This window comes from Saccharothrix sp. NRRL B-16348 (assembly GCF_001280085.1).
Classification (GTDB): Bacteria; Actinomycetota; Actinomycetes; order Mycobacteriales; family Pseudonocardiaceae; genus Actinosynnema.
In genome coordinates, this window is sequence record NZ_LGED01000013.1 from 135,262 (window position 1) to 149,434 (window position 14,173).

Genomic DNA, 14,173 nt, shown 5'->3' on the forward strand with positions numbered 1-14,173 from the left:
GAGTGGGGATGATGAGCGGGGACCAGGAACCGGTGATCGACGCCGAGATCGTGGAGTACGAGGCGGCCCCGGTCGTGGTGCCGCCCGCCGACTACACCGAGGACGGCGTGCCCACGTTCGAGCACGTCCGCGATCGGATCGAGAACCGGTTCGCCACCGGTATCGGCGCGGAGGAACTCGCCGAGGCCACGCCGGAGGCGAAGGCGGTCGAGGACCAGTTCGAGGCACGCCGACAGGCCGGGCTCGACAAACTCGAAGAAATCCGCCGCTCTATGCGCGGAGACTCCTGACCGGTATTCCCGCGCGCCGGATAGAACAACCGGTTACCGGCTGGAACCTGACCACGGCGGCGGCCCGGGACGCCGCGCTCCAGGCGGTCGGGTTCTGCGGCACGGGTCAGCAGGTCACGTCGCGGGCGGGTGCGGTGGCGAGCAGGTAGGAGTCCGCGGCGGTCCGGGTGCACGCGTTGGCGTGGTAGACGCCGTGGCCCGGACCGTCGAACGTGACCAGGTGCGAGCCCTTCGCCTGCCGGTGCACGGTCTGCGCCCACCGGTAGGGCGTGGCCACGTCGTAGCGACTGGTCAGCACGAGCAGCGGCGGCGCCTGGTCGACGTCGAGGCGGTGCGGCGGGTTGGCCGGGCGGTCGGTGAACCCGATGCACGTCGCGGCTTCCTGGTGCCCGAGGAACGTGCCGCGCAGGGTGGGCGACGCGCGCAGCTCGGCCTCCCGCGACGCCCGGTACTCGGCGAAGTCCGCGAACCGCAACGCGAAGTCCTGGCACACGACGGCGTAGCGCAGGGAGTCGTAGTTCGGCTCGAACGCCAGGCGCGCGCCGCCGACGTCCGCGATGAGCGACGCCAAGCCGTCCCAGTCGCCGCCGCGGAGGTCGTAGTACGCCGACACGATCAGGTTCTCCCGCCCCCAGCCGATCTCGTCGGCCTTGACCAGGGCGTGCTCCCAGGCCGCGCGGACGTCCTGGCCGTGCAGCGCGCACGTGGCGTTGTCCGCGCACCACGCGACGAACACGCCGAACGCCTCCTCCACGGCCCGCGCCCGGTCCAGCAGCAGCCGGGGCAGCTCGGCGCTGTGGTCGATCACGCCGTCCAGCACCATGGCGCGCACGCGTGAGCCGAACAGCTCCGCGTACTGCTGGCCGAGCAGCGTGCCGTAGGAGATGCCGTAGAAGCTGATCCGCTTCTCGCCCAACGCCTTGCGCACCGCCTCCAGGTCCCGCGCCGACCGGGCCGTGTCCACGTGGTCGAACACCGGGTGGCGGGCACGGCAGTCGTCGCGCACCGCGACGTTGTGCGCGGCCAGCGCGGCGAACGCGGCCTCGTCCGCCGGGTCGTCGCCGGGGTTGCGCGCCATCAGCTCGTCCGAGCAGCGGATCGCCGAGCTGTTGTTCGTGCCCAGCTGGTCGAAGCCGACGACGTCGAACCTGGCCCGCACGTCGGCGCTCAGGTACGGGGCGCGGGCGAACTCCGCGGCGGACCCGCCGGGACCGCCCGCGTCCACGAACACCACGCCGATCCGACGGGCCGGGTCGGTGGCGCGGACCCGTGAGACAGCCAAGTCCGTCCGCGGGCCGCGCGGGTCGGACCAGTCCAGCGGAACGGACACCGTGCCGCACTCGGCCGCGGGCTGGTCCGGGCAGGGCTGCCAGGCGATCGTCGCCGCCTCGGCCTCGGGTGCGACCACGAGCAGGCTCGCGGCCAGCGCGGTGACGAGCAACGTCCGCATGGAGTCCCCCAACCGTGAGCGGAGGCGTGCAGTCTCGCGAGGCCGGCGCTGCACACGCAACCCCTGCATACGCCGACCGTGGGCACCGGGGCCGAATTCACATATCTGTTCATCGAACGCGCAAATGCACGCCGCCGGTTCACGAGTATGACCGGACCGGACCGCTTTGTTCACAAGCATGACCAGCCCGCATTTCTGCCGCACGCCCGTTGACCTGCCGTTGCGGACCTCATAGCATCCGAAGGGAAAGTGGTTTCCCGTCCTACGGCGCAATGAAGCACCAGGGGGCATCGTGTCTTCCACTGCGTCGGAATCGATTATTCCCTACGCCACGGAGACGTATTATGCGCGTGAAACCCATGATTGCCTGCGTCGGCCTGTTAGCCGGCGCGCTGGTCGCGGTGGCGTCGTCCACCGCGCAGGCCGCGCCCACGCGGTACGAGGCGGAGTCCTCGCCGGCGGTCTGCTCCGGCTCCGTCGACACCAACTGGACCGGGTACTCCGGTAGCGGGTTCTGCAACGGCACCAACTCCACCAGCGGCTACCTCCAGTTCACCGTCAACGCCGCCGCCGCGGGCACGGCGACGGTCGGCGTCCGGTTCGCCAACGGCACCACCACGGCCCGGCCGGCCAACCTGCTCGTGAACGGGTCCGCGTTCCAGTCGCCGTCGTTCGAGGGCACGGGCGCGTGGTCGACCTGGGTGACGAAGACGTTCAGCGTGCCGGTCACCGCGGGCGGCAACACGATCCGGCTGAACCCGACCACCTCGGGCGGCCTACCGAACGTCGACTACCTGGACGTCGAGGTCGGTGGCGGGGACCCGCAGCCGCAACCGCCCGGCGGGCTCGTCGGCTGGGCGGCGCAGGCCGGTGGCACCACCGGCGGCGCGGGCGGCTCCACGGTCACCGTGAGCACGTTCGCCGACTTCCGCACGCAGGCCCAGTCCGCGGGCGCCAAGACGATCCTGGTCAACGGCATGCTCAGCGGCACGGGCACCGTCGAGATCAGCGCGGACAAGACGATCCGGGGCGTCGGCTCCAGCTCGGGCATCTCCGGGACCACCCTCAACATCGAGGACATGAGCCCCGCCAACGTGATCATCCAGAACCTGAACATCCGCGGGAAGGTCGGCGGCGACGCGATCGCGATCGAGAGCGCCACGCACGTCTGGATCGACCACAACACCATGTCCAGCACCATCGAGGACAACCCCGACTACTACGACGGCATGCTGGACATCACCCACGCCGCGGACTACATCACCGTGTCGTGGAACGTCATCCGAAACCACTGGAAGACCTCGCTGGTCGGCCACTCGGACGGCAACGGCGGCGAGGACCGCGGCCACCTGCGGGTCACGTACCACCACAACTGGTTCGACCGCACCTTCGAACGCAGCCCGCGGGTGCGCTTCGGCGAGACGGTCCACGTGTTCAACAACTACTACACCAACGTCAACAACAACGCCGACTCGTACGCCATCGCCTCGCTCATGGACGCCGGGCTCCTGGTGGAGGGCAACGTCTTCGAAAACGTGCAGCAGGCGTGCTGGTCGGCAAGCGGTTACGCGGACTCCGACCCCGGACGGCTGGTGGCGCGCGACAACTCCCTGACCAACTCCGGGCCGTGCGAGGTCAACGGCACGGTGGCCGCCCTCCCGTACAGCTACACCGCCGAGAACGTCGGCACGGTGAAGGCGTCCGTCACGGCGGGTTCCGGCGCGGGCAAGCTCTGACCGTCGCCCCCGGGCGGCGACCGGCACCCGGCCGGTCGCCGCCTCTGCCTGTGGACACCGCTTCTACGACTGGGCTCGCGCCAGGCACAGGTCGCGTTGGTGGCGCAGCTCGGCGACGTCGGCGTCGGGCAGCGCCAGGGCCCGGTCGAAGTCCCGCACCGCCGCTTCCGGATCGTCCAGGGCGGCGTGCGCGATGCCCCTGTTCAGCAGGACGTCCGGGTCGTCGCCGACGATGTCCAGCGCCCGGGTCAGGTCGTCAACGGCGACGTCGGGCCGGCCGGCGCGGAAGTGGGCGACGGCCCGGTTCACCAGCGCCGCCGGGAACCGCGGATCGACGGCCAGCGCGGCGTCCAGGTGCGTCAACGCCTCGTCCAGGCGGTCGCGTTCCAGGGCGACGGTGCCGCGCAGGGCACGCAGGCGCGGCTCGTCCGGCCGCAGCCGCAGCCCCGCTTCGGCGTCCGCGTCGGCGGCGTCCGGGTCGCCCAGGGCCAGCGCGAGTTCCGCCCGGCTGAGCCGCGTGTCCACGTCGTCGGGCTCCATCTCCAGCACGTGGTCGAAGTCGGCCGACGCGCCGTCGACGTCGCCGACCTCCAGCCGGGCCGTGCCGCGGTTGTAGTACAGCTCCGGGAACGGCGGGCCGAGGCGCACCGCGCGGTCGTAGTCGGCCAGGGCCGCCTCGTAGTCGCCGCGCTTGCGGTGCAGCTTGGCCCGCTCGCTGAGGTAGTCGGTGTAGTGCGGGTCCAGCTCGATCAGGCGGGTGAAGCCCTCGCGGGCCTCGTCGACGCGGCCGAGCGCGGCCAGCAGGCGGGTGCGGTTGTAGAGCAGCTGCGACCGGTGCAGCACCCAGTCGCCGTCGCCCAGTTCGTCGTCCAGCCGCGCCATGCCGTCCTCGACCAGCCGCAACGCGCGGTCGAGGTTGCCTCGGTGCAGCTCCACCAAGGCCAGACCGTTGGCCTGGAACACCTCGTAGGTGCGGCGCTCGGCCGGGTCGGGCAGCTGGGAGGCCAGCGCGTGCGCGTTGTTCTGCCAGCCGATCGCGGCGTCGTGGTCGCGCGGCTCGAAGAACCTCGTGTGCAGCATGGCGATGCTGTAGCTGGCGATCATGTGCACCTTGGGGTCCAGGAAGCGGGACCGCAGGTCCAGGTACAGCGCCAGCGACTCCTCGTGCCGCCCGAGCGCCACCAGCGCCGACGCCGCGTGCTGCGCGAACCGCAGGTACTGCTTGGGGTGCGCGTCCGGGTCGGTGACCGCGCGGCCCCGTTCGCCGAGGTCGACCACGGCGGCCGAGAACCCGGTCTCGACGCACGCGCGGAACGCCCGGTCCAGCGCCTCCCGGCCCGCGCCGCCCGGGTCGCCGCCCCGTTCCCGGTGGAACGTGAGCGCGCCGATCACGGTGCCCTGACCCGCGCCCGGCTCCAGTTCGTCGGCGCGCTCGTCGTGCAGCCGGCGCACCACGGCGGGGTCGGCGTCGCGGTAGGCGGAGAGCTCGGCCGGGTCGTCGCTCGTGCCGTCGGCCCGCACGTAGGCGCGCACCAGCTCGTCCGGCGTGCGCGAGTCGGGTTCGGGCCCGTATCCCCGGCACGTCAACGCTTCCGGCAGCACGTCGGTCAGCTCGGCGCCCAGCTCGCCGTCGGCGGCGGACACGACGACGCGGGCCAGTTCGGGCGGGCAGCGGCGGGCCAGCAGCGCGATGAACTCCAGCGTCGTCGGCTCGACGGCGTGCACGTCCTCGAACACCAGGCACAGCGGCGGCAGCCCGGCGTCCGCGCGAGCCCTGGCGTGCGCGACCAGAAACGTCACCACGCCCTGGCTCATGCAGCGGACCATCTGCGCGCCGTAGAAGCGGGTGCGCTGGTCGAACGGCGACTCGTCGGCGAGGGTCGGCGGCGGCGGCCCGATCAGGTCGGCCAGCTCGGGGATGCCGTAGAGCAGCTCGCCCCGGTGCGCCTCGACCAGTTCGGGGTGGCGGGCCGACGCGTCGGGCAGCAGGGCGCGCAGCAGGTCGTCCACGCCGGTGTACGGGCCGCGCAGCCGGCGGTGGCAGCCCGCCACGACCGGTTCCGCGCCGTCGAGGAGGGGCGCCAGCAGGCGTTGCCGGTCGGCACGCCGACCGCCGCGGACGAGGAGGTGGCTGGTCATGCTCGTGCTCCTTCCGGGAGCGGCGCGGGGACGGGTGCGCGGCGCTTGCGCCGGGCCAGGTGCGCCACCAGCACGAGCTGGCCGACGTTGATCGCCAGCGAGACGACCGCGTCCCAGAAGTACAGGTCATATCGCCCGCCGGTCAGGTTGCGGGCGACGATCTCCACGTAGGTCACGACGATCGGCAGCGAGCCGAAGACCGTCAGGGCGAGCATGACCGCCACGCCGAGCACGACGAACGGCCCGTACCAGCGACCGGCGCGGCGGTCCTGCTCGGTCCAGCGGTCCTCGTCCACCAGCCGGTCGGGGCGGCCGAGCAGCCGCCACACCCGGTTGCGCAGCAGGCCCACGCTCGCGTCGTGCAGGTCGTGGCAGCGCAGGGCGGTGGCGAACACGTAGTACAGGTCGGTGCGCAGGTAGAACTGGAACTGCCAGACCAGCCGCATCACCACGGTGAACCCGAGTGCCACGCAGACCGCGCCGAACCACGACAGCGCGCCGCCGGTGGCACGGGTGGTGTGGGCGAGCAGGCCGAGGGCGGCGAGCACCACGACGTCGATCGCCATGCCCGACAGGAACGGCAGGTAGCGCTTGGCGGCCGGGACGCTGAACAGGCCGTTCATGCTGGTCTCGAAAACCACGTACATGTACCGGTTGCTCATGCCGAGCCTGCTGGGCAGACCCAGCCTGCGCCCGGCGAGGGTGTGGTAGCCCTCGTGCAGGAAGATCAGCGGCAGTTGGCCGAACGTGATCACCAACTGCACCACGAGGGTGCTGCCGGTGAAGAAGAACTGGCCGGGGTCCGGCACCACGTCGGCGTGCTCGGCGCCCACGACCAGCCACGCCACCGTGACGCCCGCGTAGAGCAGCCACGCCAACGGCGAGAACACCGCCCGGCCGAGCCACCCGAAGCGCACCGGCCGTGCCGCGACGACCTGCTCGCCCTCGCGCACGAAGCCCAGTTCGCGCATGGCGTCGAGGAAGTCGGCCACGTCCACGGCTTCGCCGAACTCGGCCTCGTACCAGTCCGCCGCCTCGGTGGGGCTGTGCCCCTCGGTCATCCGGCGCAGCAGCGCGGCGCCGTCCTCGGGCAGCACGGCGTACGCGCCGGTGTCCAACCTGCCGACCACGACCTCCTCGCCCTCGGGGACGAAGCTCAGGTCGTGGAACAGCACGGGCGTCTCGCCCATCTCGCCCCCTCCCCACGGGATGGGCCGCGCGCACCCGGCGCGCGGCCCCGCTCCGTCAGACCTCGACGCTGTACGGGCACTTGCAGGTGGCCGTGGTCAGGCGCACGTCGCCCGTCCGCCGGACGGTGATCTTCTTCATCTTCGTGGTCGTCTTCACGAGTTCCTCCTCGGCGTGGTGGCGCCGTCCCGGCCGGGGCGGCAGGGGAATTCGTAACACCCGGCAGGTCCGTCCCGAGCCGCTCAGAACGACTCCAGAACAACCGCAGAACAGCGGTGACGACCATTCGGCAAATTGTCCGTACGCCAGCCGGACGACCGCGCGACTGAACGGCTCAAACGGGTCGGCGGACGCAATCCTCCGTTCGCCGGCGCGCTTTTTCGCGGACACCCGTTCAGCCGATGCACCCCTTCGGCCACCGTGTCAGGATCTGTTCCTTTGTTCCGCCGGTTGATGGAGGACCCCTCGTGCCGAACCTCTACAGACCGAACGCGGGCGGCGACCCCGCGACCCTGCTCGGCAGGGAGCTGCTGCGCCTGCGCACCGCGCGCGGCCTGTCGCTCAGGCGTCTGGCCAGGCTCCTCGGCATGACCGCGCACAGCGGTCTGGTCGACTACGAGCGCGGCCTGCGGATCCCACCGCGAGACCTGATGTCCGCCTACGTCCGGATCCTGTCACCGCAGGACGACCGGCTGCTCACGGTCTACCGCGCGGCCCTCGACAACCGCGCCGCCCGCCGCCTGGCCGCCGTCCGCCCGCTGGCGCCCGTGCCGTCACCCGGCCGGCCCGCGTTGGACCCGACCACCGCGGACCGACTCCTGCTCGTCGGCTTCGCCCAAACCCTGGCGAACATCGCCGACCAGTTGCGCGCGGTGGCCGAGACCTGGGTGACGCCCGGGTCCGAAGTGACCGAAGGAACCGGTTCGTGAACTTCGTGACGATTTCGCCGCAAAAGCACGGCGCGCGACCGTGCGCCACGCTCCGAAATCATTCGGCGTCGACGAGCCCGGCAGCGGGTTTCGCACGCGTTACGAACATATTTTCGGCCCGACCCGAGGGTTGGTCACAATTCCGCGCGACTGGGGAATGTTCCCCATAAGACTTCTTCCAGCAGTTCCCACCGGCGACCGCGGCGCGCCTGCTCAGTCCAGGAGCGAGGCGAAGCGGGAGAGGCCGAACTCGGCGACGCGCCGGCCGAGGACGACACCCGCCTCGTCCGCCGTGCGCGTGTGGATGCCGGACCAGATCCGCGCGTCCACGTTGTCCTTCGTGAGGTCGGCCCACCGCTGGTACGTCGGGGTGAGGCCGGGCGCGGTCGGGCTGGTCACCGTGAACGGCCGCCGCGCGGACGGCCCGGCGAACGCCGTCAGCACGGCCTCCGCGGCGCCGGAGTAGGTGTTGTGGCCGCTCGGGTAGTCCGGGTGCGCGGGCGTGGCGTGCAGCGGTGTCCACTGTGGATCGGCGCCGGCCCGGATGGCGGTGATCGGCCGCCAGCGCAGGTAGGCGTACTTCGTGTCCGAGGTCGCGATCTGGGTGTCGACCAGGATCACGTGGAACGCGGCGACCAGCGCGGCCCGGCGGGCGGGTGACCCGGTGGTCTGGGTGACGGCCGCGCGCAGCGGTTCGGTGTAGCCGGCCAGCGAGCTCTGGAGCCAGAACTGCGCGGTCTCGGTCTGCGCCGCCGTGCGCACCGTGCTGTTCGCGGCCCCGTAGGCACGCACCTCCGCCGCGTCCGCCCGGTCGCGTGGCGAGTCGAGGGCGGGCGGCGGCGGCAGCCGGAACCGGTCGGCGTGGCCCAGCAGGAACGGCGTGGCCAGGCGGTTGCCCGCCTGCTGCGGCGGGGTGAGCGACGGCGGCGTCGGCTGCCACACGCCCGGCGCCGGGGCAGGCACTTCGAACGGCGCGTTGACGGAGGTCGGGTCGAGGCCGTCGCCCTGGCGCTCGGCCAGCAGCTCCCCCGCCTCCCGCGCCCCGTCGGCCACGCCGCGGTCTCGCTCTCCACCAGCGGTGAGGCGGTCCAGCGTCGTGCGCAGCGCGGCGTCCAACTCCGTGCGGCGGGCGGGCGCCAGCGTTACCAGGGCGCTGTGCACCGCCGAGGCCACCGCCGCGTCGACGCGGTCGCGCCGGGCGGCGGGGACGTCGTGCGCGGCCCGTGCGGCGGCGAGCCAGCCGATCGCCCACGTCCGGCTGTTGGTCGACTGCGTGGGCGCGCCTGCCGCGGCCACCGTCGCCGCGGTCACGTCGAACCACTCCGCCACCACGTCCACCCGGCGTTGCGGCGCCCCGGCGGCCGGAGCCGCGCCCACCACCGCGAAGATCCCCGCGAGCACCAAGACCAGAACTCTGTTCATGCCGCAGAGCTTTGGGATACAACGGATGCACTGTCCACAACGCCCACATGGCGGGAGCGACCCGCACCGCTCCGCTACGGTAGGCGTTGGCACGACCCGAAATGTCGGTGTCAGATCATCGCGGAACGGCAGGTTCCTGCCTCGTCGGCCTGGTGCGCGCGTCACGCGGCGCACGCTGGTGGCACCAGCCCGGACGAGAGGACCCCTGACGATCATGGCCGCCGACCTCGCACCCGACCGCCGCGTGGGCGGCGTCGACCTCCACACCGCCGACCTCCGCACCGCCGACCCCGGCCGGGACGCGGCCGGGTGGCAGACCTACCAGCGCGGGCTGCACGAGGTGTACTCCGGGATCGGCGTGGCGGACCTGGCCATCGAGCCCGACGTGCCCGCCCGCGTCACGGCGATCGTGCTGGCCACCGTGGACGACGAGGTCGTCGGCGGCATCCTGCTGCGCGACCACACCGTGATCGGGGAGCGGACCGGGCTGCCGCGCCTCGCCGCCGCCATCGCCGAACGCGGGCCGGAGGGGGTGAACGAGCTCGGCGGGTGCTGGCTCCGCCCCGGCCACCGGGGCGCCGGGATCGGGACCGCGCTCGTGGAGGCGGCGTTGAGCGCCGCGGCCGGCGGTGGTCGGTGGACGGTCGCGCTGGCCAACCAGTTCAGCGTCGGCGTCAGCGTGCGCACCGGGTTCGTGCCGGACGAGCGGTTCCGCGACCTCCCGTTCCCCGACCGCCGGTTCCGCAGCACGCTCTGCTGGTTCGACCACCGCGGGGAGGGGCGATGACGGTGTGGCGTCCCGAGGTCTTCGACCCGTCCGACGAGGGCGACCGCCACCGGCTCGACGGGCTCGTGGCGTCCGGGCGGGTGTGGGAGACCAGCGACACGTTGCGGGCGCAGCTGCGTGACCTGGCGAAGGCCCGCCGGCCCGGCGAACGTGAGGTCGACGTGGACGCGATCCTGGCCGGGACACCGCTGTCCGAGTACGGCCGGTGGGTCCACTACCCGTGGTCGGGCCGGCTCGTGCGGCTGCTGCCGCCCGCCGAGTTCCGCGAAGTGCGCCTGGACCGCAACCGGCCCAAGGTCTCGTCGGACGAGCTGGCGCGGCTCGCCGGGTTCACCGTGGGCGTCGCGGGACTGTCCGTGGGGAACGCCGTCGCGCTCACCCTCGCGCTGGAAGGCACGGTGGGGCACCTGCGGCTCGCCGACTTCGACACGCTCGACCTGTCCAACATGAACCGCGTCCGGGCCGGCGTGCACGACATCGGTCAGGCGAAGACCGTGCTCGCCGCGCGGCAGATCGCCGAGTTCGACCCGTACCTCGGCATTTCGCTGCTGGCCGGCGTCGGTCCGGGGAACGTCGAGGAGTTCCTGCTCGGCGGACCGGACCTGGGGCCGCCGCTGGACGCGGTGGTCGAGGAGTGCGACTCGCTGAGCGTGAAGTTCCTCCTGCGGCGGCGGGCGCGGGCGCACGGCCTGCCGGTGCTGATGGAGACCAGCGATCGGGGCATGCTCGACGTGGAGCGCTTCGACCTCGAACCGGGGCGTCCGCTGTTCCACGGGCTCGTCGGGGAGGCGGAGGACGTCGCCGACACCGGAGGTGACGCGGCGCGGGCGCGGATCGTGCTGCGCCTGGTCGACGGGCAGCGGATCTCGGCGAACCTGGCGGCGTCGTTCGTGGAGCTGGGGTCGACGATCTCCACCTGGCCGCAGCTGGCCTCCGACGTGACCCTCGGCGGCGCGAGCATGACCGCCGCGATCCGCAACCTGGCCCTGGGCGCGCCGATGCCGTCCGGACGCCGCTACCTGGACCTCGACACCGCCGTCCGCGAACCCGCCGTCCGCGAACCCGTGCCGCACCCCGAACCGGCCGCGCCCGACACCCAGCCGGCCCCACCCGTACCCCACCCGTCACACACCCCGCAGGTGCCCGATTCCTCCCACACCCCACCAGTTCCACCGGTGCCCGATCTGGTGCGGTACCTGGTGGACCACGCGGTCCTCGCGCCGTCGGCCGGGAACGCCCAGCCGTGGCACTTCTACTGGGCCGACGACCGGCTCTGGGTGGCGCACGACCGTGAGCGCGGCCGCAACCTCATGGACCCGCGCTCCCGCACGGCACTCCTGGCGCTGGGCGCGGCGGTGGAGAACGTGGTCGTCGCGGCCGCCGCCCGCGGACTGGCCGCCACCGTCGAGCCGTTCCCGTTCGGCGACGTCGTCGCCGCGATCACCACCCGACCCGGCGCGGCGGAGCCGGACGGCCTCCTGACCGCCTTGCGCCACCGCCGCACCCACCGCGCCCAAGGCGAGCGGTCACCCCTGGCCCCGGACGAGATCGCCGCGCTCACGGCCGCCGCCGCACACCACGGCGCCCGGCTGGACCTGTGCCTGCGCCCCGACGACCTGGCCGAACTCGGCCGGATCATCGGCGCCTGCGACCGGATCCGGTTCCTGAACCCCCACCTCCACGCGGAACTGTTCGGCGAACTGCGGTTCGGGCCCGACGAGGCCCCGGACGGTGTCGCCATCGACACGCTGGCGTTGCCGCCTGGCGCCGACGAGATCCTCCGGCTCGTCGCCCGTCCGGAAGTCGCCGCCCGGCTCCGGCAGCTCGGTGGCGGCGCCCGCCTCGCGGAAGCAGCACGGGACGCGGTGGACGGCGCGTCCGCCGTGGCGCTGCTGTCGGTCCGCGACGACACGCCGGAGAGCTGGCTCGCCGGTGGCCGTGCGATGCAACGGACCTGGCTGCGTGCCGGACAACTCGGCCTCGGAACGCACCCGATGACCACGGCGATCTACCTGTTCGACCTGCTGGACGGCCCGTCATCGGCGATCCTCGACGCCGCCGAAACCGCCGAGCTGCACGCCTTGCGCACCCGCTTCCACCAAGTGACCCCGAAGCCGGGCGGCCCGCCGGCCCTGCTGTCACACCTCACCCGGACCACGGACCCCGCCGTGCCGTCCCGACGCCTGCCGGTCGACTCCGTGCTGATCGCCGGCCTCCCACCGGGACTCAGGACGCCGGGGTGACGATGGCGGGCGCTGCCGCCGGACGCATCCGCGACGCGACGATCAGCGTGAGGACGACGACCGCGGCCATGGCGAGGAACACGTCGGAGTACGCGGCGCCCTCGTGCCCGTTGTAGAAGGGGTTGACCGCGGCGGCGCCGCTCTGCTGCCGCGCGGACACCAGGACGCCGAACACGGCCGGCCCGGTGCCGGCGCCCAGGAACTGGACTCCTTGGAGGATGCCGAGGCCGACACCGACCTGTTCCCCGGGCAGTTCACCCGCCGCGGCGCCGATGAGGGTCGTCATCACCAGGATGAAGCCGATGCCGATCCCGAGGATGCCGACGCCCGCCGGGATCGGCGAGGAGCCGCCGGTGAAGGTGGACAGGAACAGGGAGAACAGCCCGATGAGGGTGAGTCCGGTGAGCACCAGCGGTCGGGCGCCGACGCGGTCGGCGAGTCGGCCGATCAGCGGCGAGAGGGCGGCGACGGCGATCCCGGCCGGGATCATCACCAGCGCGCCCTGGCCCGGGGTGAGGCCGTTGACCTCGACCACCAGCAGCGAGACGAACACCAGGCCACCGAGGTTGACGATCATGGCCAGGAACGCGACCAGGATGCTGGTGCGGTAGACGCGGTTCTTGAACAGCGAGGGCGGGACGAACGGCTGGTCGACCCGGGCGGTGCGCCACCCGAACAGGACCAGCGCCACGATCGCGACCAGGAGGCTGCCCCAGGCCGACGGCGCGGGGAAACCGGAGACCTGCGCCTGGGTCATGCCGAACAGGACGAGGCCCGCGCCGAGACCGAGGAGGATGCCGCCGGGGACGTCGATCCGGCCGACGCCCACCGGCGCCTCGTCCGGGAGCACGCGCAGCGCCGCGGGCAGCAGCACCAGCGAGATCACCACCATGATCCAGAAGAGCGCGGGCCAGCCGAGCAGCTGACCGACCCCGCCGCCCACCGCCGGACCGGCCGCGGTGCCGATGCCCGCGCCCGCGGAGACCACGCCGATGCCGACGCCGCGCCTCTCGGCGGGCAGCAGGCGGGTGACGGCGATGATCGAGAGCACCGGGATGGCGGCGGCGCCGATGCCCGTGACGATCCGGCCGGCCACCAGCACGTACAGGCTCGGGGCGAGCGCGCAGACCAAGCTGCCGGCGGCGTAGACCAGCAGCGCGAAGACGAACAGGCGCCGCAGGCTCACCCGGTCGGAGACGCGTCCGTAGAGCGGGATGCCGACCGAGAACATCAGCAGGAACCCGGTGACCACCCACGCGAGTTCCGCCTCGGTGGCGCCGAACTCGGCCCCGATGGCCGGGAGCATCAGGTTGACCATGTCGCCTGCGGTGACCGTGACCAGGATCGCGGCCATCAGCAGCGACAGCAACGCCACTCCCGCTCCGGTCCGCTCGGTCGTGGTCGACGGTGAAGTCATGCGCGACGTCCTCCGGACAGATAACTGCAACCGTTGTGGTTACATTTTGGGCGAAAAGAAGGCGGAGGCAGTGCCTCCGCGGTCGGCCGGCTAGTGCGCCCGCTGCGCCAGGTCGCGCTCGCTCGCCAGCACCTGGCGGACCAGGTCGGCGATCGTCGTCCGACCGAGCCGCTCGGCCATGGCCCGCTCCGCGTCCCGGAACTCCACTTCGAGCAGGCGCTCCATGTTGCGCCCCACCTCGCACTCGGCGCTCGGCGGGTGTGGGTGCGAGGCCAGCAGCGGCCCCTCCTCCAAGGCGGCGTAGGCGTCGTGGAGCGTGATCCCGCCGGCGGGCCGCGCCAGCGACCAGCCGCCGTTGCGCCCCTCCGTGGACACGACCAGGCCGGCGACCCGCAGGCTCCCGAGAATCCGTCGCACCAGCACCGGGTTGCTCCTGAGGCTGTCGGCGATCTCCGCCGACGTCAACGACTTGTCGTCCCAGCGCGCCAACATCGTGAGCGCGTGGATCGCGACCGCGCTCTTGCTGCTGACAGCCACCACTGCACCTCGCCTGGACCGGAACGGGGTCGAAC

At 72.6% G+C, this 14,173-nt stretch carries 11 protein-coding genes; 5 read left to right on the forward strand and 6 right to left on the reverse strand.

Features of this window, described 5'->3' with window-relative positions; genetic code table 11:
* Positions 1 to 11: 11 nt before the first annotated feature.
* A complete protein-coding gene (locus tag ADK67_RS04460) occupies positions 12 to 290 on the forward strand; it encodes a hypothetical protein (RefSeq protein WP_063797502.1) in 279 nt (92 codons plus the stop codon).
* A gap of 106 nt (positions 291 to 396) precedes the next feature.
* Here ADK67_RS04460 and ADK67_RS04465 read toward each other — a convergent pair whose 3' ends face one another.
* Positions 397 to 1,740, reverse strand: coding sequence for an alpha/beta hydrolase (locus ADK67_RS04465; RefSeq protein WP_157619918.1), 1,344 nt, complete (start codon positions 1,738 to 1,740; stop codon positions 397 to 399).
* Positions 1,741 to 2,099: 359 nt separating this feature from the next.
* On the opposite strand from ADK67_RS04465, the gene ADK67_RS04470 reads away from it, so the two are divergent.
* Positions 2,100 to 3,476: a pectate lyase family protein gene (locus ADK67_RS04470; RefSeq protein WP_053715094.1), complete on the forward strand. Its 1,377-nt coding sequence runs from the start codon at positions 2,100 to 2,102 to the stop codon at positions 3,474 to 3,476.
* Positions 3,477 to 3,539: 63 nt separating this feature from the next.
* Here ADK67_RS04470 and ADK67_RS04475 read toward each other — a convergent pair whose 3' ends face one another.
* Both ADK67_RS04475 and ADK67_RS04480 read right to left on the reverse strand, forming a co-directional pair.
* Positions 3,540 to 5,615, reverse strand: coding sequence for a tetratricopeptide repeat protein (locus ADK67_RS04475; RefSeq protein ID WP_053715095.1), 2,076 nt, complete (start codon positions 5,613 to 5,615; stop codon positions 3,540 to 3,542).
* Positions 5,612 to 6,805 (reverse strand): PqqD family protein, encoded by a 1,194-nt coding sequence (locus ADK67_RS04480; protein ID WP_053715096.1) that lies wholly within the window; start codon positions 6,803 to 6,805, stop codon positions 5,612 to 5,614. Before ADK67_RS04480 ends, ADK67_RS04475 begins: the two co-directional genes overlap by 4 nt.
* A gap of 465 nt (positions 6,806 to 7,270) precedes the next feature.
* Here ADK67_RS04480 and ADK67_RS04485 point away from each other — a divergent pair, with 465 nt between their 5' ends.
* Positions 7,271 to 7,732, forward strand: a complete 462-nt coding sequence (locus tag ADK67_RS04485) for a helix-turn-helix domain-containing protein (RefSeq protein WP_053715097.1) — start codon at positions 7,271 to 7,273, stop codon at positions 7,730 to 7,732.
* A gap of 213 nt (positions 7,733 to 7,945) precedes the next feature.
* Here the strand turns inward: ADK67_RS04485 and ADK67_RS04490 are convergent, their stop codons facing one another.
* A complete protein-coding gene (locus ADK67_RS04490; RefSeq protein ID WP_053715098.1) occupies positions 7,946 to 9,154 on the reverse strand; it encodes a vanadium-dependent haloperoxidase in 1,209 nt (402 codons plus the stop codon).
* Positions 9,155 to 9,368: 214 nt separating this feature from the next.
* Between ADK67_RS04490 and ADK67_RS04495 the strand changes: the two genes are divergently transcribed.
* Both ADK67_RS04495 and ADK67_RS04500 read left to right on the forward strand, forming a co-directional pair.
* Positions 9,369 to 9,941, forward strand: coding sequence for a GNAT family N-acetyltransferase (locus tag ADK67_RS04495; protein ID WP_053715099.1), 573 nt, complete (start codon positions 9,369 to 9,371; stop codon positions 9,939 to 9,941).
* The gene (locus ADK67_RS04500; protein ID WP_053715100.1) at positions 9,938 to 12,184 is read left to right on the forward strand and encodes an Rv1355c family protein; all 2,247 of its coding nucleotides are present in this window, start codon (positions 9,938 to 9,940) and stop codon (positions 12,182 to 12,184) included. Before ADK67_RS04495 ends, ADK67_RS04500 begins: the two co-directional genes overlap by 4 nt.
* On the opposite strand, the gene ADK67_RS04505 is transcribed toward ADK67_RS04500, so the two are convergent.
* Positions 12,168 to 13,601, reverse strand: coding sequence for an MFS transporter (locus tag ADK67_RS04505; RefSeq protein ID WP_053715101.1), 1,434 nt, complete (start codon positions 13,599 to 13,601; stop codon positions 12,168 to 12,170). The genes ADK67_RS04500 and ADK67_RS04505 overlap by 17 nt on opposite strands.
* A gap of 90 nt (positions 13,602 to 13,691) precedes the next feature.
* Positions 13,692 to 14,138 (reverse strand): Rrf2 family transcriptional regulator, encoded by a 447-nt coding sequence (locus ADK67_RS04510; RefSeq protein WP_231648009.1) that lies wholly within the window; start codon positions 14,136 to 14,138, stop codon positions 13,692 to 13,694.
* Positions 14,139 to 14,173: the final 35 nt, after the last annotated feature.

Bases quoted from the DNA above. Each gene is read 5' to 3' on its own strand.
- ADK67_RS04460 (WP_063797502.1), top strand. From the start codon at position 12: ATGAGCGGGGACCAGGAACCGGTGATCGACGCCGAGATCGTGGAGTAC.
- ADK67_RS04465 (WP_157619918.1), bottom strand. From the start codon at position 1,740: ATGCGGACGTTGCTCGTCACCGCGCTGGCCGCGAGCCTGCTCGTGGTC.
- ADK67_RS04470 (WP_053715094.1), top strand. From the start codon at position 2,100: ATGATTGCCTGCGTCGGCCTGTTAGCCGGCGCGCTGGTCGCGGTGGCG.
- ADK67_RS04475 (WP_053715095.1), bottom strand. From the start codon at position 5,615: ATGACCAGCCACCTCCTCGTCCGCGGCGGTCGGCGTGCCGACCGGCAA.
- ADK67_RS04480 (WP_053715096.1), bottom strand. From the start codon at position 6,805: ATGGGCGAGACGCCCGTGCTGTTCCACGACCTGAGCTTCGTCCCCGAG.
- ADK67_RS04490 (WP_053715098.1), bottom strand. From the start codon at position 9,154: ATGAACAGAGTTCTGGTCTTGGTGCTCGCGGGGATCTTCGCGGTGGTG.
- ADK67_RS04495 (WP_053715099.1), top strand. From the start codon at position 9,369: ATGGCCGCCGACCTCGCACCCGACCGCCGCGTGGGCGGCGTCGACCTC.
- ADK67_RS04500 (WP_053715100.1), top strand. From the start codon at position 9,938: ATGACGGTGTGGCGTCCCGAGGTCTTCGACCCGTCCGACGAGGGCGAC.
- ADK67_RS04505 (WP_053715101.1), bottom strand. From the start codon at position 13,601: ATGACTTCACCGTCGACCACGACCGAGCGGACCGGAGCGGGAGTGGCG.